Origin of the sequence: Natrinema thermotolerans (assembly GCF_031165565.1) — an archaeon.
Taxonomy (GTDB): domain Archaea; phylum Halobacteriota; class Halobacteria; order Halobacteriales; family Natrialbaceae; genus Natrinema; species Natrinema thermotolerans.
This window is the reverse complement of sequence record NZ_CP101873.1, coordinates 2,569,530-2,588,201: the sequence shown is the minus strand read 5'-3', so window position 1 is coordinate 2,588,201 and position 18,672 is coordinate 2,569,530. Positions and strand designations below refer to the sequence as shown.

General features: G+C 65.8%; 16 protein-coding genes. 13 read left to right on the top strand and 3 right to left on the bottom strand.

All coding sequences use genetic code 11. The annotated features are described in order from the left end of the window. Window positions 1–315: 315 nt before the first annotated feature. The 6 genes from NP511_RS13260 to NP511_RS13235 all read left to right on the top strand — a co-directional run bounded on the left by NP511_RS13260 (window position 316) and on the right by NP511_RS13235 (window position 5,411). The gene (locus tag NP511_RS13260; protein WP_049965878.1) at window positions 316–675 is read left to right on the top strand and encodes a hypothetical protein; all 360 of its coding nucleotides are present in this window, start codon (window positions 316–318) and stop codon (window positions 673–675) included. After that, the gene (locus NP511_RS13255; protein ID WP_049965877.1) at window positions 668–1,141 is read left to right on the top strand and encodes a universal stress protein; all 474 of its coding nucleotides are present in this window, start codon (window positions 668–670) and stop codon (window positions 1,139–1,141) included. Before NP511_RS13260 ends, NP511_RS13255 begins: the two co-directional genes overlap by 8 nt. A 26-nt stretch (window positions 1,142–1,167) precedes the next feature. After that, complete coding sequence (locus NP511_RS13250; protein WP_049965876.1) at window positions 1,168–1,854, top strand: potassium channel family protein; 687 nt, start codon at window positions 1,168–1,170, stop codon at window positions 1,852–1,854. Between the two features lie 101 nt (window positions 1,855–1,955). Beyond that, the gene (locus tag NP511_RS13245) at window positions 1,956–3,485 is read left to right on the top strand and encodes a TrkH family potassium uptake protein (RefSeq protein WP_049966888.1); all 1,530 of its coding nucleotides are present in this window, start codon (window positions 1,956–1,958) and stop codon (window positions 3,483–3,485) included. Window positions 3,486–3,603: 118 nt separating this feature from the next. Continuing rightward, the gene (locus NP511_RS13240; RefSeq protein WP_049965874.1) at window positions 3,604–4,269 is read left to right on the top strand and encodes a potassium channel family protein; all 666 of its coding nucleotides are present in this window, start codon (window positions 3,604–3,606) and stop codon (window positions 4,267–4,269) included. Between the two features lie 2 nt (window positions 4,270–4,271). Further along, window positions 4,272–5,411: a universal stress protein gene (locus tag NP511_RS13235; protein ID WP_049965873.1), complete on the top strand. Its 1,140-nt coding sequence runs from the start codon at window positions 4,272–4,274 to the stop codon at window positions 5,409–5,411. Between the two features lie 254 nt (window positions 5,412–5,665). Here the strand turns inward: NP511_RS13235 and NP511_RS13230 are convergent, their stop codons facing one another. Next, window positions 5,666–5,872: a cold-shock protein gene (locus tag NP511_RS13230; protein WP_006180818.1), complete on the bottom strand. Its 207-nt coding sequence runs from the start codon at window positions 5,870–5,872 to the stop codon at window positions 5,666–5,668. A gap of 204 nt (window positions 5,873–6,076) precedes the next feature. Here NP511_RS13230 and NP511_RS13225 point away from each other — a divergent pair, with 204 nt between their 5' ends. Continuing rightward, window positions 6,077–6,346: a DUF7571 family protein gene (locus NP511_RS13225; RefSeq protein ID WP_049965871.1), complete on the top strand. Its 270-nt coding sequence runs from the start codon at window positions 6,077–6,079 to the stop codon at window positions 6,344–6,346. Window positions 6,347–6,477: 131 nt separating this feature from the next. Here NP511_RS13225 and NP511_RS13220 read toward each other — a convergent pair whose 3' ends face one another. After that, window positions 6,478–6,711 (bottom strand): DUF7385 family protein, encoded by a 234-nt coding sequence (locus tag NP511_RS13220; protein WP_006647780.1) that lies wholly within the window; start codon window positions 6,709–6,711, stop codon window positions 6,478–6,480. Between the two features lie 225 nt (window positions 6,712–6,936). On the opposite strand from NP511_RS13220, the gene uvrA reads away from it, so the two are divergent. The 3 genes from uvrA (at window position 6,937) to NP511_RS13205 (ending at window position 10,922) form a co-directional block, all read left to right on the top strand. After that, window positions 6,937–9,900 (top strand): excinuclease ABC subunit UvrA, encoded by a 2,964-nt coding sequence (uvrA, locus tag NP511_RS13215; protein WP_049965870.1) that lies wholly within the window; start codon window positions 6,937–6,939, stop codon window positions 9,898–9,900. 100 nt (window positions 9,901–10,000) lie between these two features. Continuing rightward, a complete protein-coding gene (locus NP511_RS13210; protein ID WP_049965869.1) occupies window positions 10,001–10,417 on the top strand; it encodes a DUF7994 family protein in 417 nt (138 codons plus the stop codon). A 145-nt stretch (window positions 10,418–10,562) separates the two neighbouring features. Then, window positions 10,563–10,922, top strand: coding sequence for a hypothetical protein (locus NP511_RS13205; protein WP_049965868.1), 360 nt, complete (start codon window positions 10,563–10,565; stop codon window positions 10,920–10,922). A 159-nt stretch (window positions 10,923–11,081) separates the two neighbouring features. Here the strand turns inward: NP511_RS13205 and NP511_RS13200 are convergent, their stop codons facing one another. Then, entirely contained in the window at window positions 11,082–11,486 is a 405-nt protein-coding gene (locus NP511_RS13200) for a CBS domain-containing protein (RefSeq protein ID WP_006180811.1), read from the bottom strand. A gap of 140 nt (window positions 11,487–11,626) precedes the next feature. Between NP511_RS13200 and NP511_RS13195 the strand changes: the two genes are divergently transcribed. Genes NP511_RS13195 through NP511_RS13185 form a run of 3 tightly spaced genes read left to right on the top strand, consistent with a single transcriptional unit; the run spans window position 11,627 to window position 18,663 of the window. Further along, entirely contained in the window at window positions 11,627–13,891 is a 2,265-nt protein-coding gene (locus tag NP511_RS13195) for a hypothetical protein (protein WP_049965867.1), read from the top strand. After that, a complete protein-coding gene (locus tag NP511_RS13190) occupies window positions 13,884–14,912 on the top strand; it encodes a PD-(D/E)XK nuclease family protein (RefSeq protein WP_049965866.1) in 1,029 nt (342 codons plus the stop codon). Before NP511_RS13195 ends, NP511_RS13190 begins: the two co-directional genes overlap by 8 nt. Beyond that, window positions 14,905–18,663, top strand: a complete 3,759-nt coding sequence (locus NP511_RS13185; protein WP_049965865.1) for a UvrD-helicase domain-containing protein — start codon at window positions 14,905–14,907, stop codon at window positions 18,661–18,663. The genes NP511_RS13190 and NP511_RS13185 overlap by 8 nt, the downstream gene beginning before the upstream one ends. The last annotated feature ends 9 nt before the right edge of the window (window positions 18,664–18,672 follow it).

The window sequence follows — 18,672 nt, the reverse complement described above, 5'->3', positions numbered from 1 at the left end:
TGAAGCGATTCAACCGATTCGTAACGACGACCCGTCCGCGTCGTTGTCGGGCGGGTGAATCGGAGTCGGCGGGGTCGGAGTCTGACGCGATCCGACACTTGCTACCGATCATACTGGTGCCACTATTTCCGCATACAAAAATTTTCCTGGCTTTAGATTCGCTATACCGAAATAGAACCAGGCATATTTATGGTGTGGGAGAAATTTGGATCAGAGCAGGAACGTGTCGTGACAGCTAACGTATCGTTCGCGGACCGCATGACCGGCCGTCGTAGTCCGTAGCCGAACGGAAACGGCGGAGATCCAACTCAAAGTATGACAACGACTGATGCCGATCCCCCGGAGACCGTCCCCGAAGAGATCGCTGCTGTCCTCGAAGACAGCAGTGATAGTCAGCTCAGGGAGATAATCAACTACGCGCAACGATGCCTCCGAGAGCAGCCGCCCCTCACTGATACAATCGAAGCACGAAACGGGGAAGAACTCGTTCGCATAGCGGAGTACGACGCATACACGAACGTCGTCGTCGAACGCCCGGACGAGACGGGCGAGGCACGAGGACCGTTCGCCTACCGTGTCAGGTGGGAACCCCACATCAACGACGAAGGGGGAACGTACCGGTGGCACTACCTCGGAAGAGTCTACGGCGGAGTCGAGGGGGACCGAGATGACTGAGCCACTTTTCCGACGGATCGTCGTTCCGATCGCAAACCGCGACGACGCGACAGCGACCGCTACCGCACTCCGCCCGCACGTTGCGGGGACGGATCGTACCGTAATCGTCGTCCACGTTATCGAGAAGAGTAGTGGCGCACCGGATAAGGCGTCGGTTGAGCAACGCAAGCGGTATGCGGAAGACGTCTTCGCCATCGTTTCCGACGAGTTCGACGATTCCCGAATATCGATTGAAACGGATCTTCGCTACGGAACCGACATTGCGACGGCCATCATCGACGCGGCTCACGACAGTGACGCGAGTGCGATCGCGTTCACACCACGAGGGGGCAGTCGCTGGCGGAAACTGTTGACCGGAGACGTCTCTCACAACCTCATCGAAGACAGTGATATCCCCGTTCTCGTTCTCCCCCGGCCGAACGGTGAGCGAAGCGCAAGTGAGATCAGACGGAACGCTCGAGACTAGCTGCTAAAATATAAGACAACACACATATGTATATAATCATCGTCGGAGCGGGAGATATCGGATCGCCACTGATCGACATCGCTACTCGCTCCGGAAACGAGGTCGTAGTGATCGAGAAAGACGGAGCGAAAGCCGACGAGATCGCCGGCACGTACGACTGCCTGGTGCTGAATGCGGATGCGACGATAAAAGAAACGCTGAGTGAAGCCGGTGCCGACCGAGCGGATGCAGTCATCTCGACGACGGACTGGGACGCAACGAACGTCATGGTCTGTTTACTCGCAAAGGAGTTTGGCGTTCCCGCGATCACGTCCGTGGTTCACGATACGAGCCACATGAACCTCTTCCGTCAGGCGGGGGTGAACACGATCGAAAACCCGCAACAGCTCATCGCGGGCTCCCTCTATCGGGCGGTGGCCAGGCCGGCTATCGTCGATTACATGCGAATCGGGGAGGAGGCGGAAGTCTTCGAAATCAGGGTCACAGCGGAGGCACCGATCGCCGGCAAGACCCTCACTGAAGCAGGCGAGGGGCAGCTCCTACCGGACGATACCCTGATCGTCGCTATCGAACGGGAGGGCGAAGACCAGCCACAGACGCCACGAGGAGACACCCGAATCCGGGCGAACGACCTGCTGACGGTCTATTCCGCGACCGGCGCTGATCCAGAACTCACGGACATCTTCGGCCATTACGAAGACCAATTGGTGTAACTCACATGTCACATTCGACAGTCGGTCGCTCCGGGTTCGTGGCTGCATCGAAAACGGTCAGTAGGGACATCGGTGCCCTCCAGGTCCTCATCGGGGGACTGATGTCTGTACCGCTACTCGTATCGCTCCTCTATCAGGAATGGTATAGCGCAGTTGCGTTTCTGATTGCGGGGATGATAACCGCCCTCGGTGGCGCAACCGTGTATAAAATATGCGAAGACGCTCCCGAACCGAAACGCCATCACGCGATGATCGTTGCGGCGCTCGGGTGGTTCGTCACTGCGGCGTTCGGTGCCCTCCCGTTCATCGTTGCCGCCCACATCACGCCACCGGCCGTACTCGAATCGTTCGTCCCGGCGGGGGAGAGTTACCGCTCGAGTCTCCGCTACTTTCGGAACCCTCTCCATGCCTTCTTCGAGAGTATGAGCGGGTATACGACGACGGGGCTGACGATGAGCGTGCATGAACCCTCGGTCGGGCACGGGTTCCTCTGGTATCGGTCACAGATGCAGTGGATCGGTGGCGCGGGGATGATCGTCCTCTCGTTGGCGATTCTCAGACAGCCCCACGGGGTCGCAGGCATCTCGCTCTATCAGTCGGAAGGACGAAACGAGAAGTTACGGCCCAGTATCGCCGGTACGGCGCGTGCGATCTGGAAAATTTACGTCGGTGTTACCGCTCTGGTCGCCGTGTACCTCGCAGCGGCGACGTTCCTCATCGCCCCGAATTACGGCATCGAGAATACGATCTTCGACGCGATCAATCACGCGATGACCGGGCAGTCCACCGGCGGGTTCAGCACGCTCGACGACTCCATCGCCGGCTACGATTCCTACGCGATGGAACTCGTCCACATCCCCGCGATGATTACCGGCGCGATCTCGATCCCGGTCTACTACGGGGTGCTTTCCGAGCGTGACGTCCGGGAGTTCACTCGAGATCCGCAGGTCAGGGGACTCTGTGCAATGTTCATCGTCGGTGTGGTCGGGCTGACAGCGTTCCTCGCTCGCTGGGTCGGCGTTCCCTATACCGGAGATCCGATAGCGTACCTCGGTAACGTGGTGACGAGTCAGGCGCTCCGTGACGGGCTCTTCCAGTTTATCAGTGCCCAGACGACCACCGGCTGGCAGACGTCCGCGATCGGCGACTGGAACGGCGGCGCAGTCATGGTCATCGTCCTCGGTGCCATGTTGCTCGGCGGGTCCGCAGGTGCGACGGTCGGCGGAATCAAAATCATCCGCGGCCACATCATCGCGCGTGGGATTCGGTGGGAGATATCCCGCGTGTTCCTCCCGAAGCACGCGATCGATGATCTCCGCATCGGACAACGGAGAGTTACGGCCGATGAAGCCAACGACGAGATACGGGCCGCAACGACCTTTGCGTTCATCTATCTCATCGTACTGGCCGTCTCGCTGTTCGTGCTGTTGGCGGTTCTCCCATCGGACTTCACGCTCGCCGACGGGATCTTCGAAGTGGCGACTGCACAGGGTACCGTCGGACTCTCGTCGGGGATCACTGGCCCGGACATGCCGGTTATCGCGGAGCTACTGTTCATCGGTCAGATGTGGATGGGGCGCCTCGAGATCATCCCCGTCCTCGTCCTGCTTAACAGTCTCTTCAGGAGGTGACGTGGATGTTCAACCGGACCGAATCCAGTACGCCCGTCCTCGACGTGCCCGGCCCGCCGACCGGTCGTGATCCCTCGGTCGTATCGCTCGTCGACTATCGCCGTCAGACACCATCACAATGTACGTAATCATCATCGGCGCGGGCCGCACCGGAAACACTGTCATCGACCTCGCAACGCGGGACGACCACGAGGTGGTCGTCATCGAACGCGATACGGAACTAGCCGAAGCAGTGAGTACGACCTACGACTGTCTGGTCCTCAATGCGGATGCGGCATCGAAAGAGATCCTGCTCGAAGCCGGCATCGAAGAGGCGGACGCGCTCATTTCGACAACGGAGAGCGATTCGGTCAATCTCATGATTACCATGTTCGGCAAGCAGTACGGGGTCGAGACGCTCGTGAGTTCGATCAACGACCCCGCCCACATGGAACTGTTCGAGGACCTCGGTGTGAGTATCGTCGAGAGTCCCCACCGACTCAACGGCCAGTATCTCTATCGCGCGGTCCAACACCCCGCGATCCAGGACTTTATGCCGATAGCGGGTGGAGCGGAAATCTTCGAAGTCACGGTCGATGCGGGCGCGCCGATCGACGGCCGCAGCCTGATCGATGCTGACAGGGACGGCCTGCTGCCCGAAGAGACGATTATCGTGGCTATCGTACGGGACGACGACCTGGTCATTCCACAGGGAGAGACCGAGATCCGAGCGGATGACGTTGTCACGATCTTCGCAAGAAACGGGGCAACGAACCGGGTCACGGATGCGTTCACGGGGTCGTAACCATGGTCGACGGTTCCGAGCGAACGGCCGTTCGCATCACCGTCCCACGCCAGTCCGTCGATTCGGATGTGGATTCGTCCCTCCGTAGCGGACCGCTCATCCGGACGCCGGAGTATACCGTCGTCGTCCCCGTGACCGACGTATTGCTCGATACCGAGACGCGGAGCAACGTCCGGCGGCTCCTCCGGACAGCAGTTGCACTCGCAGCGGACAACGACGGCCGGGTACTGTTGCTCGGCCTCGAGACCGTGCCGAACGACGCGTCACTCGAGACGGTTCGACGGTATCTCCGACGGGAACGATCGGCCGACTCCGACGCGGAAGTACCTGAGACCGTCGAAAAGCGACGCAAGCACGTCGCCCGAATAGCTGAGCGGGCTCGAGACCTCGAGCCGAGCGTCCCGATTCGGCCGGTCGTTCGGGTCGTGAGCGATGCCACGGACGGGATTCGTGCCGTCATCGATGACGGGAGTGAAACGGCGGTTCTGTTGCTCCGGGACACCGGGTTCGGTGCGGACGGGCGACGCAGCGTGGGGAGGATTGATTCGAACCTGGCTGACGCCGAGTGTGACGTGTTCGTCGAAACGCCGAGCGTGCGAGGGGAAGAGACCCCGCTGTACGTCCCGGACGTCGAGGACCACACTGTCGCTTCGCTCGCGGAAGCCGAAGCGACGCCGATCGACTCGATACTGTTGCCCGTCGGAGGGGGCCCACACGCCGCCCTCGCTGCGGAAGCAGCACGCGCGCTGGCACGCGCTGTCGATGCGTCAGTCACCGTCCTCCACGTGATTCCCCCTGATGCACCCGCCCAGACGGCGGCTGAGGGGACAGAGCTACTGAAATTCGCCGAATACGTCCTTGGCTCCGACGTGACGTCCGAAGTGGAACTTAGAGAGGCCCCCGAGACGGCCGACGAGATCGTACGGGAAGCGAAGACACACGATCTGACATCGATAGGGGCCCCGGAGCAGCGATCCCGATTGGAACAGTTAGTCTTCGAATCGGTTCAGCAGACGCTTTCGGAACTGCACGGGACAACCGTCCTCGTGGCTCGAGACGCTGATCGAACCACGCGGTCGCTCTACTACCGGTGGAAGCGGGGTATCGAAGCGAGCGGAGACGAGCGCGAGTCCGTAAACTGACGGCGGTCTCTCCGAAGCGTCGACCGACCGTAGGGGGAGAGAGCGGAGAGCAAGCCGTTGGGAGACGGAGGGACTCTGCCCGGAACGGGGCGGTGGCAGTATCGTAGCCGCTGAAAGTCATTGCATACCTGATCGCACGACAGCGTTGCGATCAGTGTGTAACTCGTTTCAGCGGCTACTATCGCTATCGTGTGTAGCGCTGTGAAAAAACGCGATCGCCGTTCGTCGCGATGAGCGACAGCGGGCGGTCGGTATTACTTGCGGACGAGGTTCGTCGCGCGGGGTCCCTTGGGGGATGATTCGATGTCGAACTCGACTTCCTGTCCCTCTTCGAGGTCCGGACCGCCGACGTCTTCCATGTGGAAGAACACGTCCTCGTCGTCGTCTACCTCGTCGCTGTCAGTCGAAATAAAACCGTAGCCGCCCGTGTCGTTGAAGAAGTCAACCTTACCGTTTGCCATTACAACCACTCGTAGTCCCGACTCGGGGATAACACTTCCGAAAGACCCGCCGCCACGACTCGCCGTCGGAATCGGACGCCAGTCCGACGTACTCGTCCGTATTCCAGCGATTCGGCCGTCCGGAGAGAGCGGACGCGACGGTGCGGCCGTCGCTCACGGAGACAAGTATTTACGCCATGGTAACATGGGCCTACAAGCATCGCTATGAAACCGTGTCACAGCTGTCAGGCGGTCATCGACGAGTATCTCCTGGATAAACAACTCGAACCCCTGCGCGACCTCACGGTCGACGACTTCAACGTCTGTGCGGACTGTGTAACCATCGTCGCGGACGCGTGCGTGGAATGCGGCAACGCGGTGTACGTCCCTCGAGGCAAATCCGCCACCCCCGACTACTGTCCGGCGTGTCGGTCCGATCTCATCGAGCAGACCGGCCACGACCCCGGATGGAATCGCGATCTGCCCTCGGTCTGATACGGTTTACTGTAACGATGTACCGGTGGGACCGCAGGACGGTCGCGGTCCCAGCGGCAATGACTTACAGTAGACCGTATGAACGGCGGTCCCGACTCGAGCGACGACGGAGCGGTCGACGTGTCGGATCGCTATTTTTTGTGGGTGAAGATGACGCCCTTGCCGTCGGCCGAGCCGACACAGAGGTCCAGCTGTTTCGAGAGGTTCAGACTCGTCGGGTTCTCCTTGCAGACGACGAGGTCGTCGAACTGCTCGTCACAGGCCGGGCAGGCGACCGCGACCGTGTTCTGGTAGCTCTTGATCGCCTGGTTCTCCTCGCGCAGCGTCAGCGATGCCGCGAGTTCCTCGAGATCGATCTCGTCCATACGTCCCGTTTCGACCCCGGCGGCATAAAGACGGGCGAAAGTCGCGACTCGCGACCTCGGACGGCTATGCGGTTCGAGGGGACGGCCTCACGGACCGATTCTGAATGTCAACGCACACCACGGCATTGGGCTTTCAGACTCGTTAAGTTCTTCCGGCCACTGACTCAGTACAATGAATTCGACACCGTATCGCCGACCCGAACAGTCCCGATTTGCGAGCGAACGATGAGCAAGGACACTATCGACGTCCGCGGTGCGGAAGAACACAACCTCAAGGACCTCGACGTGACGATCCCCCGCGAGGAGTTTACCGTCGTCACCGGCCTCTCGGGGTCGGGCAAGTCCTCGCTGGCGTTCGAGACGGTCTACGCCGAAGGGCAACGGCGGTACATCGAGAGCCTCTCGGCCTACGCCCGGAACTTCCTGGGCCAGATGGACAAACCGCAGGTCGAGACCGTTGAAGGACTCTCCCCGGCGATCTCGATCGACCAGAAAAACGCCGCGAACAACCCCCGTTCGACGGTCGGGACGGTGACGGAACTCCACGACTATCTCCGGCTCCTCTACGCACGCGTCGGCACGCCCCACTGTCCCGACTGTGGCCGCGAAGTCGGCGAGCAGAGTGCGCAAAACATGGTCGAGCGCATCCTCGAGTTGCCCGAGGGGACCAAGGCCAAGCTCGCGGCACCGGTCGTCCGCGACCAGAAGGGGGCCTTCGAGGACCTCTTCGAGGAACTCGTCTCGGAGGGCTATGCCCGCGTCGAGATCGACGGGGAGGAGTACGACCTCACGATGGACGATCCGGATCTCGACGAGAACTTCGATCACACCGTCGACGTGATCGTCGACCGCGTGAAGGTCAGCACCGAGGACCGGCCGCGGATCATCGACAGCGTCGAGACGGCGCTTGCCGAGGCCGAAGGCGTCCTGAAGGTCATCCTCCCGGATGCATCCGAGGAGGTCGCCGCCGACCTCGGCGAGGAAGCCCGCCGAACCGGCGCGCTGGGCGAGGAACGCGAGGAGGACGACCGCTTCGTCGTCGAGTTCTCGAAGGACCTCGCCTGCACCCACTGCGGGATCGACGTCCCCGAGATCGAGACGCGTTCGTTCTCGTTCAACTCGCCCCACGGCGCGTGTCCGGAGTGCGAGGGACTGGGCGAGACCAAGGAGGTCGACGAAGACCTCGTCGTCCAAGACGAGTCCAAGCCGCTCAAGCACGTCTTCGAGGCCTGGAGCTACAACCGGTCGTACTACCAAACCCGGCTCGACGCCGTCGCCGAACACTTCGGCGTCTCCCTGTCGACGCCGTTCAAGGACCTCGAGGAATCGATCCAGCAGGCCTTCCTCTACGGGACGGACGAGGAAGTGGTATTCAAGCGAAGCACCAAGAACGGCACCCGCCGGAAACGGAAGCGCTTCGAGGGGGTCATCCCGAACCTCGAGCGCCGCTACATCGAGACCGACTCCGACTCGACGCGGGACCACATCGAGGACTACATGTCGGTCACGGAGTGTCCGGCCTGTGAGGGCACCCGGCTCAAGCCAGCCAGTCGCGCCGTGTTGGTCGACGGGACCGCGATCACCGAGATCAACGCGATGAGCATCGGCGACGCCCTCGAACACTTCGAGTCGATGGAGGCCGACCTCACCGAGCGCGAGAAGGTCATCGCCGAGGAGATCTTAAAGGAGATCCGCGCGCGGCTGAGCTTCATGGTCGAGGTCGGACTCGAGTATCTCACGCTCGATCGGGAGGCCGCCACCCTCTCGGGCGGGGAGAGCCAGCGCATCCGACTCGCGACCCAGATCGGCTCCGGTCTCGTCGGCGTGTTGTACGTCCTCGACGAACCCTCGATCGGGCTCCACCAGCGGGACAACGACCGCCTGCTCGACACGCTCGAGGAACTGCGCGATCTCGGTAACACCCTGCTGGTCGTCGAACACGACGAGGAGACGATGCGGCGGGCGGACAACGTCATCGACATGGGGCCCGGCCCCGGCAAGCGCGGCGGCGAGGTCGTCGCCAACGGCTCCGTCGAGGAGGTCAAAGCGACCGAGGAGTCGATCACCGGCGATTACCTCTCGGGCCGCAAGCAGATCCCGGTGCCCGACGAGCGACGCGACCCGGAGGGGGCGCTGACCGTCCTCGGGGCGCGCCAGCACAACCTGACGGACCTCGACGTCGACATCCCGCTGGGCTGCTTTACTGCAATTACGGGCGTCTCGGGTTCGGGCAAATCCACGCTCATGCACGAGGTCCTCTACAAGGGGCTGGCCCGCCAGATGAACGACAACACGAGCGTGATCCCGGGCGACCACGACAGCTTGGAGGGTCTTGAGGAAATCGAGACGGTCCGGCTGATCGACCAGTCGCCGATCGGTCGCACGCCCCGGTCGAACCCCGCGACCTACACCGGCGTCTTCGACTACATCCGCGAACTGTTCGCCCAGACGAAACTGTCGAAACAGCGCGGCTACGAGAAGGGACGGTTCTCCTTCAACGTCAAGGGCGGCCGCTGTGAGGAGTGTGGCGGGCAGGGAACCGTCAAGATCGAGATGAACTTCCTCTCGGACGTCCACGTCCCCTGCGAGGAGTGTGACGGCGCGCGGTACAACGACGCCACGCTGGACGTGACCTACAAGGGGAAGACGATCGCCGACGTCCTCGAGCTGTCGGTCGAGGAGGCCTACGACTTCTTCGAGTCCTCGAGCCGGATCCGCCGCCGGCTGAAGCTGCTGAAAGACGTCGGGCTGGACTACATGAAACTCGGCCAGCCATCGACGACGCTCTCCGGTGGTGAGGCCCAGCGGATCAAGCTGGCGGAGGAGTTGGGGAAGAAAGACTCGGGCGAGACGCTGTACCTGCTCGACGAACCCACGACCGGGCTCCACAGCGAGGACGAGCGCAAACTCATCGACGTCCTCCACCGACTGACCGATGACGGCAACACCGTCGTCGTCATCGAACACGAACTCGATCTCGTGAAAAACGCCGACCACATCATCGACCTCGGCCCCGAGGGCGGCGAGAACGGCGGCGAGATCGTCGCGACCGGAACCCCCGAGGAAGTCGCGCGCCTGGACGACTCCCACACCGGCCGCTATCTGCGCGATCTCCTGCCGAAGATCGACCTCGAGGGGCCTCGCGGCGAGCGGGTCGAGCCCGTGACCGCGCCGATGGACGACGACTGACGGCGACGAGCGGTGTCGGCCACCGGGCCGACACGAGGACCGCTCGCTCGGCACTCGACAGCGAACAGTATAACTGCGTTCCGTCGGAACCGCTCGAGCGATGAGTCGATTGAAGACCGTCGTTCGCCGCGGGTTCACCGGCGGCGGCGTCGCGACCCTGTTGTTGGCCGGACTGTTCGTCGTCGGTGGCGAGCCGGGCGCAGTCTCGACGCTGGTTCCGGTCGGGTGGCTCGGTGCCGTCGGCGTCACGCTCTTCCTTGCAGGGACGCGAGAGCGACTCGCGATTGCCGGACGCACCGTCGGCTGGCCCCGCGTGGCCGCGGTCGGCATCTGTCTGCTCGCCGTGGGCTGTGGCGGGTTCGGCCTCACCCAACTCGGCGCGTTCGCCGTCGGAAGCGTGCCGTGGCTGCTCACGGCCGCACTAACCGTCTTCGCGGTGGGGTATTTCGGCTGGTTCGCCCGCGAGTGCTGGACCGGCGGGCGGCTGTTGGACGCGGAGATCTTCGCGGTCGAGTGACGGGAGAGCCACAGCGGCGGGTCGTACCGGCTGTCGGTCCCGGGCCTGCCCGTTCACGATGGCGTCGCCGTCGGTCCTTCGTGGCGCAACTTTCGGAGTGACGACCGGGCGTACAGCCAAGGGGACGGACGGTCAACCCCAGGACATGGGAGAGAACGAGACACACACTGACGAACCGCCGGCGACCGAGGAGGCGCGGACGGACTCGTTCGACCTCGAGGACGCCGAGCGGGTCCGGATCGGCGTCACGCGGGGCGAACTCGACCTCGAGATGGGGCCGCCGCGGGAGTATCCCGAGCGGGCCGATATCTCGGTGCGGCCCGAAGCGGAGGACCGCCACCGAGTCGTGCTGAGCATCGACGCGATGGCGGGGGACCACGCGACCGGCCACGCGGACGTCGAGCTGACGCCGACGGAGGCGCGGCGGTTGCGGGAACGTCTGGGCGAGGTCGTCCGCTGGATGACCGAGGGCGACGCGCCCGGGGACGAGGTCGACTCGTCGTAACGGACACGGGACTCGGCTCGCCCGTCGGGCATGGACCGCCGACCGGCAGTCGTATGACTGGTCGGCGAATGACGGCTACGAGTGGTATGAAAAGCTGTACGCCGGAGCGACGCATCGGGAGCGACGACCGGAGAGTCCGTCGGAGCCCGAACCGGGGGGCTACTCGGGACTCGGCTCCTGTACCCGCGAGATGTAGCCGGCCAAGTCCGATGTCGTGACCATTCCGATGACGCCCTCGTCCTCGTCGACGACGGGGATATGGTGGAAGCCGCGTTCGACCATCACGTCGGCGGCGTCGCGGATGCTGTCCTGTGCCCCGACAGTGACGACGTCCGTACTCATGTAGGTCGAAACCGGGGTCCGGTCCTTGGGCTTTCGCTCGGCGACGATCCGAACGAAGTCCGTCGTCGTCAGGATCCCCTCGAGCCGGTTGTCGTCGTCGACGACGACGACCGACCCGATTCCGTTGTCGAGCATCTCGCCCGCGGCGTCCTCGACGAGCGTATCCGGCGCGACCGTATAGACATCCGTTGACATGACTCGCGCGACGAAAATGTCTTCCATACCGTACGGTATTCGGTAGACAATATAAGAATTGTCGGACTGCGGAAGGCGGACGGAGGGCAGCCGAGCCGTCTCCGAGCGACCGGACGGGTGAGTGGCGCACATTTAAATACGAAATCGGCCATACAGGGTGACGTGTCATGCCGTCCTCGCCAACCCTCGAGGGAACGTGCAAACTCCTGCCCGAACCCGCGCCCAGCGACGCTCTCCTCGCGGCCGCCGCCGACGAGTACGCCGCCCTCGCCGCCGATCACGGCCCGCGGAACGTGCTGGTGCTGAAACGGCATCCGGCGGGCCTGGCATCGCTGACCGAGGCGCTGGCCGATGCGCCCCTCGAGCGCGCCGGCGGCCCCCGCTCGCCCCGCGTCGAGTCGCTGCCGGAACACGCCTCCAAGACCATCGAGGCGTACGACCCGACCCTCGACCGCCTCGAGTACGAGGAACGCATCGAACTCATCTCGCTGGTGATCGACGGCGCGAGCCGCTCCGTCCCCGACTACCTCGAGCGCGCCGCCGACCACGAGGGGTTTTCCCGCGACGTGGGCCAGTTCCTGCTCGAGGCGACCCGCCAGCGGATCCGCCTCGCGGACCTCGACGACCCTCACGACTGTCTGGCCTTCCTCTACGCGATGAACGACCGATTCCACGACGAACTCGCCGACCGGGGCTACGTCGAGCGGGCGGACGTGATCCCGCGGGCGGTCGACCTGCTCGAGGCCGACGCGGACGGCCTGCGATCCCGCGTGACGGCCGCCTTCGACGCCGTGTTGGCCGTCGAGTTCGAGGAGTACCGCCGGCTCGACCGCCGCTATCTCGCCGCGCTGTCGGCGGACGCCGATCTCGTCTGTCTCGGTGAACGCCACGCCAGCGTCGAACGGACGCGGGTCGAGCCCGGAGGAGTCGCCGACATCGCGACCGAAGCCGGGCTTGAGGTCGAACCGCTCGAGCCCCCGAGACCGAACGCCGACGGGCCGCCACACCGGGCGATCACGCGGTTCCTCGCGACCGGCGAGTCGCCGATTCGGAGCGTGGAACCGGACGACAGCAACGGACCGACGGCCGCCGACGCGACGGACGCGACGCCGGTCGGTCGGGCCCGACGGCTCCGGACCGAGACCGCTCGTGAACAGACCCGGGCGGTCGCTACCGAGATCCAGTCGTTGCGCGACCGCCACGGCTGGCCGTTCGACGAGTTCGCCGTCGCCGTCCCGCGGATCGAGCGCGTTCCCGAGACCAGACGGCGGCTCCGCGAGGCCGGCGTCCCGACGGCGACGATCGGCACTCCCTCGCTGGCCGAAGACCCCGCCGTCAACGAACTCTACGCGGTCGTTACCTGTCAGTGCGAGCGGGAACGGGACGGCGACGCACTCGAGCGGGCCGACGCCGATCCCGTCGACCCCGACCGGGACCGGCCCGATTCCCTGACTACGTCGTTGGATCGGCTCCGGGCCCGGGTGCCGGCGTTCTCGCCTGATTTGCTCGCCGAGACCGCCGGCTCGAGCGTCCGGCGTTCGCTCGAGCGCTGGATCCGGCGGACGGACCTCAAGGGGCGGATCGCCCGCGAGGAAGCGTGGGTCGACGCCCGCGAGGGCTACGAGGGTGTCCGCCGGGTTCTCGAGATCGCCGCGTTCGTCGAGGAGACGGACCTCGTGGGGCCGGACTGGCAGGGACTGCGCCGGATGCTCCGGCGGACGATCCAGTACGACGCGCCGTACGTGCATTCGGTCGAGACGCGGCCGCCGACCGGCGGCGTTACCGTCTGTGCCGTCGGCGACCTCAAATACGACTCGCGGCGGGCAGTGTTCCTGCTCGATCTGACCGACGAGACCTATCCGGGCGAGCAGTTTCTCACCCAGCTGTTCCCCGGGGCATGGCTCCGATCGATGCCGAGCTACCCCGCGGTCACCGACCCGTCGGTCGACGCCATCGCCGACACCTTCGCCACCGTCGACGCCGACGGCGTCGGCGACCGCTTCGAGACCTACCACGCACAGCGGTCCCGACGCCGGCTCGCACTCGGGGCTCGAGCCGCCGAGCGGGCCCTCTATTTGTGTTCCTACGAGCGCGGGTCGGACGGCCTGCGCCGGACCCACGACGAGTCGCGGTACCTGCAACTGATCGACGCGACGCCGGGGCTCGCCCTCGAGTCCGTCGACGCGACGGCCGGGGCGGCGATCCACGGCGAGACCGACGCCGTCGAGGCGCTGCTTGCCCAGCCGCGGGGCGAACTCGAGCGGCTCCTCCGGGAGGCGAGTACGGGGGGTGAGGCCGACCTCGGCGAGACCGAGGCGCTGTTCGAGGAGATCGCGGTCGTCCTCGAGGACGGCGACGTCGACCCGGAACTCGCCGAGGCGGTCCGGTCGCAGTTCGAGTTCGCCGCTGGCGAGGTGATCCGGGATGAGTGACGCCGACGCCGTTCCCACGCTCTCCGTCGAGGGGCTCCGGACCGGCCTCCGCTGTCCCCGCCAGTACGAGTTCGCCCACGTCCACGGCCTCGAGGGCGAGCCGGCGGCCGGCGACGACCGGGTCGACTTGCTGCGGACCGCCCTCTGTGACGCGCTCCGGAGCGCCGATGCGGACCGCGAGGCCCTCGAGTCGGTCGCCGCGGACCGGCTGGGTGCCTTGTGGGCCGACCACGACGAGCGCTTTCATTCGGCGACCCAGCGCCGCCACGAGCGGCGCGTCCTCGAGGCGACGGCCGCCGCGTACGTCGAGGCCGTCGGCATCGACCACGCCGCGGGGATCGAGCGACTCGAGGCCGAAGCGACCGGTGGCGAACTCGTCGGACCGGGGCTCCCGCTCTCGAGTACGCTTGAACTGTCCGAGCCGAGTCTCGAGACCGACGCGGTACGGATCGACGCGACGGTCGACTACGTCACCGTCGACGGCTCGTCGCTCGTCGGCGTCCGGTTCGTACCGACGGTCGCGCCGCTTGGCCTCCTCCGATACCGATCGGACTGGGAGGGCGACGTCGCTGCCCTCTTTACCGACCACTTCGACCCCGAGTCGGCCGCGTTCGACCCTGCTCCCGTCGGCGCGCTCCTCGAGACGGCCGTCGTCCTCGACGGCCTCCGCGGGCTCCGCGACCGGCTCGGACTGGGCGATCGGACCTGCCGATACGTGCAGATCCCGCTGGCCGACCGGTCGGGGACGGCGATAAACTGGGTCCGCGACGACGTCGAGACGAGCCTCGAGATCGTCGACCTGACCAACGGCTACGTCGATCACCACACCTTCGGGATGACCCACGAGCATCGCAACGAGACCGTCGACGACCGCCTCGCGGCGGTCGCCACTGAGCTGGTTTCGGGGCCATACGACCCCACGGCGCGGTGGGCGGCGATCGAGGACCACGCCTGCCCGACGTGTGAGTACACCGTCTGTTGTCAGGACTACATCGCCCGGGAGGTGGGATTCGATGGCTGAGGACCGCCGCAGCGGCCCCGACCGCGATCCGACGGACGGGCTCGAGGCCGGGGCCGACCGCGGAACGAGCCGAGCCGACGCCGGCGACGCGCCCGGCCACGCGTTCGCGGCCGGCGTCGACCCCAAGGGCAACCAGCGGGCGGTCATCGAGAGCGACGCGGCCTGTACCTCCGTCGACGCGGGGGCTGGCACCGGAAAGACGACGACCATGCTGTTGCGGATCGAACGCGCCATCGAGCGCGGCGACGTCGACCCCGAGGACGTCCTCGTGTTGACCTTCGCCAACGAGGCCGCCGCGAGCATCCGCGACGCGGTCGCCGAGCGGCTCTCGCCCGACGCCGCCGCGGCGATCGACGTCTACACCTACCACTCGTTCTGTTACCGGCTCGTCCGCGAGTACGCCTACTACCTCGGCTATGCGCCTGACTTCGAGGTCGTCACCGAGCGCAAGCGCCGCCGGATCGTCGGCCGGCTGCTCGCGAGCAACGACTACGACTTCGCGGCCGCCTCGGCCAGCCCGGACGAGGGGACGGCCGATCTCGCCGACGCGGTCGACGACTTTATCGCCGCGATGAGCCGGGAGGGGATCACCCCCGAGCGACTCCGGTCGGCACTGCCGCCGATCCGAACCCTCGAGTTGTGCAACGAGTTCGTCCTCTGGCTCGAGCGGACCGCCGACGCGGAGTTGTCCTTCGACAACGAGGCGCTACGGTGGTTCAACGACGAGGACCACCTCGAGACCGCCCGCGAGTCGCTGGTCGACTACGGCAAGCTCATCGAGTACTGCCGCGAGAAGATCGCCGAAGCGCCGGACGCCTTCCGGGCGGAGGACGTGGTTCGGGACATCGATCGCTATCTGCGGGCGCTCCAGACCTGCGTGACGAACGCGATCGAGGCGCTCGACCTCGCAGAGCCGACCACGAAACACCTCCCGCGGGCGCTGTTCGGCAACGAGATCTGGGGGTCGGCCACGGAACGGCTCGAGCAGACGCCCTTCGGCCGGCTCAAACACTACGTCGAGTTCCTCCGGCTGGCCCGCCACTACACCGACGTCTACGCGGACTACCACGACCACCTCGAGGCCGAGCGGGCACTGGACTTCGACGAACTGGTGCGGACGGCGACGGACCTGCTGGACGATGACGCCGTCGCCCCGGCAATCACCGGCCAGTGGACGCAGGTCTACTGTGACGAGTTCCAAGATACCGACGCGACCCAGTTTTCGTTACTGACCGAACTCACCGACGGCCCCGACCGGCCGGACCTGCTCGCGATCGGCGACAAGGACCAGGCCATCTACGGCTGGCGCGGCACCGACCGCGAGGGGCTCGACCGGCTGGCGACGACCACGGCCGACCACCGCGGGATCGAACTCGAGCTCAACTTCCGCTCGCGACAGGAGGTCCTCGCGCTGACCAACGCCTGTGACTACGCCCACCAGTCCTCGAAGACGCTGCGCGAACACGGCCGGACCGAGGGGACCTACGACGAGGCCGACCCGCCGGATCGCGTCGTCAAAATCGAGAGCGACGAGATTCCCCAGTCGACGCCGGAACAGGTCGCGACGACGGCCTCGCGACTCCTCAATGGAGAGGCGGAAAACGTCCCCCAGCGCTCGCTTGGCGATCTCGCGGTCATCGTTCGAACCAACCGCCACGCGCAGGCAGTGGCTGACGAACTCCGGTCGCTGCGGATCCCCTACGAGGTGTCGGGCTCGCCGCGGGGCGAGGTCTCGCCCGGCCTGCAGACGGCGCTGTCGTACCTCCGGGTGCTGGTCGACCCGGGCGCGGACGCCCACCTCCGGCGCGTGTTACTCTATCGGTACCGGTTCTCCGAGAGCGATCTGGCGACGCTCCAGCGACGGGACGGCTCGCTGTACGACGCCGTGACCGCCGCCGAGCCATCGGCGCTCGATCTCGAGGACCCCGACCGACTCGAGACGGTCCGGGACCACCTCGCGATCCTCGAGGAGTACCGCGACGTCTATCCGCTGTCGGGGTTCGTGCGGCGGTTCAGGGACCTGACCCGGCTCGAGTGGTTCTGTACGGGGGAGGAGCGAAGCGAGTTCGACCGCATCGAGCGGTTCGTCGAGGCCTACGAATCCGATGGGGTCGTCCAGTCGCTCTCGGGGGAGTTCGTGGACGCGCTCGCGGCGACGCTGCGAAGCGGCGGGGGCGACCGTACCCGGGGGAGCCACTCGGCGGACTGCGTCGACGTGATGACGGTCCATCAGGCCAAGGGACTGGAGTTCGACACCGTCCTCGTCCCCTTCCTCTCGGACGAGGAGTGGTGTGTCGAGGGCGACTACGCCGACCGTGCCCGGGATCGCCTGCTGGCGGCGACGCTCGATGACGACGTCGACTCGCCGCTGACGGCCGATCTGGCCGCCGACTCGGTCGCCGAGGAGTGGCGGGTCCTCCACGTCGCACTCACCCGCGCGGCGAATCACCTGTTCCTCTTCGGGTCCGAGTACGAGTACGACCCGGCCGACGGGCTCGCGGCCACGACCGCCGACGCCTGTCTGGCCGACGAGATCGCGTGGTCGGTGACCGGCCGGCGGATGGACCTCTGGTCGTCGCTGACCGAGAGCGTCGAGCAGGTCCGGGAGACCTACCCCGAAACCGTGGTCGACCGCACCGACGAGATCGCTGCCTCGGCCGGCGAGACACCCGGCACGATCACCTACTACGCCGGCTACGGCGACCGCCCCATCGAACCCCTCGAGACCCGCGAGGCGGTCGAGACGGTCCACCGACTGGGCCGACAGCTTCGCCACGGCTCGTTACTGCCCGTCGCCGACGCCGCGAGCCACGGCGGCCTCGAGGCGGACGCGGACGGGCGGGCGGTACCGAGCGGCCGCCGCCCGTCGGCGCTGACGACCGATACCGTCCGCTTCCCCGTCGAGACGCTCGCGACCGCGACCGAGCTGCCCGTCGCGATGCGACACAGCTACTCCGCGATGGACACCCACGAGACCTGTCCGCGCAAGCACTATCTCGATCACGTCGTTCGGGCGTTCGACGATCCGCCGGCGACGGCGGAGCCGGCGGACAGGACAGTAGACGACACGGAGGGAACCGCGACGGAAACCGACGACGCGGCCTCTCGGCTCGTCGGCACCGTCTTCCACGACGTCGCCGAGGAGGCGTTCCACCGCGAGTACGACGGCCGCGAGGCCTGGCGCGAGGCCGCCGTCCGCCAGCTCACCGCGCGGGACCTGCTCGAACACCGCGAGCCCGTCCTCGCCTGTATCGATCGGTACTTCGCGGCGACTGCGCCCGCATACGACCGGCCGGTCGCCGACTGGGAACCCCTGGCCGCGGAACTCCCGTTTTCGCTCGAGGACGTCGCGGACGTGAGCGGGGACGTGGTCGGCTACGTCGACTCAGTCCGTCGGCTCCCCGACGGCGGGCTGGCCGTGCTGGACTACAAGGCCACCGCCGAGCGGATCGCGCCCGCGGACGCGGTCCAGTTGGCACTGTATCTGCGGGCCTGCAAGCAGCGGTTCGACGACCCGATCGCCGCGGTCGGCTACGTCTACGTCGGCGACGTCGACGACCCCCGCGTCGACCTGTTCGACCCCGACGAACTGCCGGCCTGGGAGTCGGTCCTCGAGACGCTCGCGGCGGTCGACGAGCCCTCGTTCACGGAGACGACACCGGGCGACCACTGCCGGCACTGTCCGCACCGGTCGCTGGGCTGTGGACCGGACGAGTGGACGCCGGATACGGGTGTTTCGGACGACGACTGAGGCTCGGAC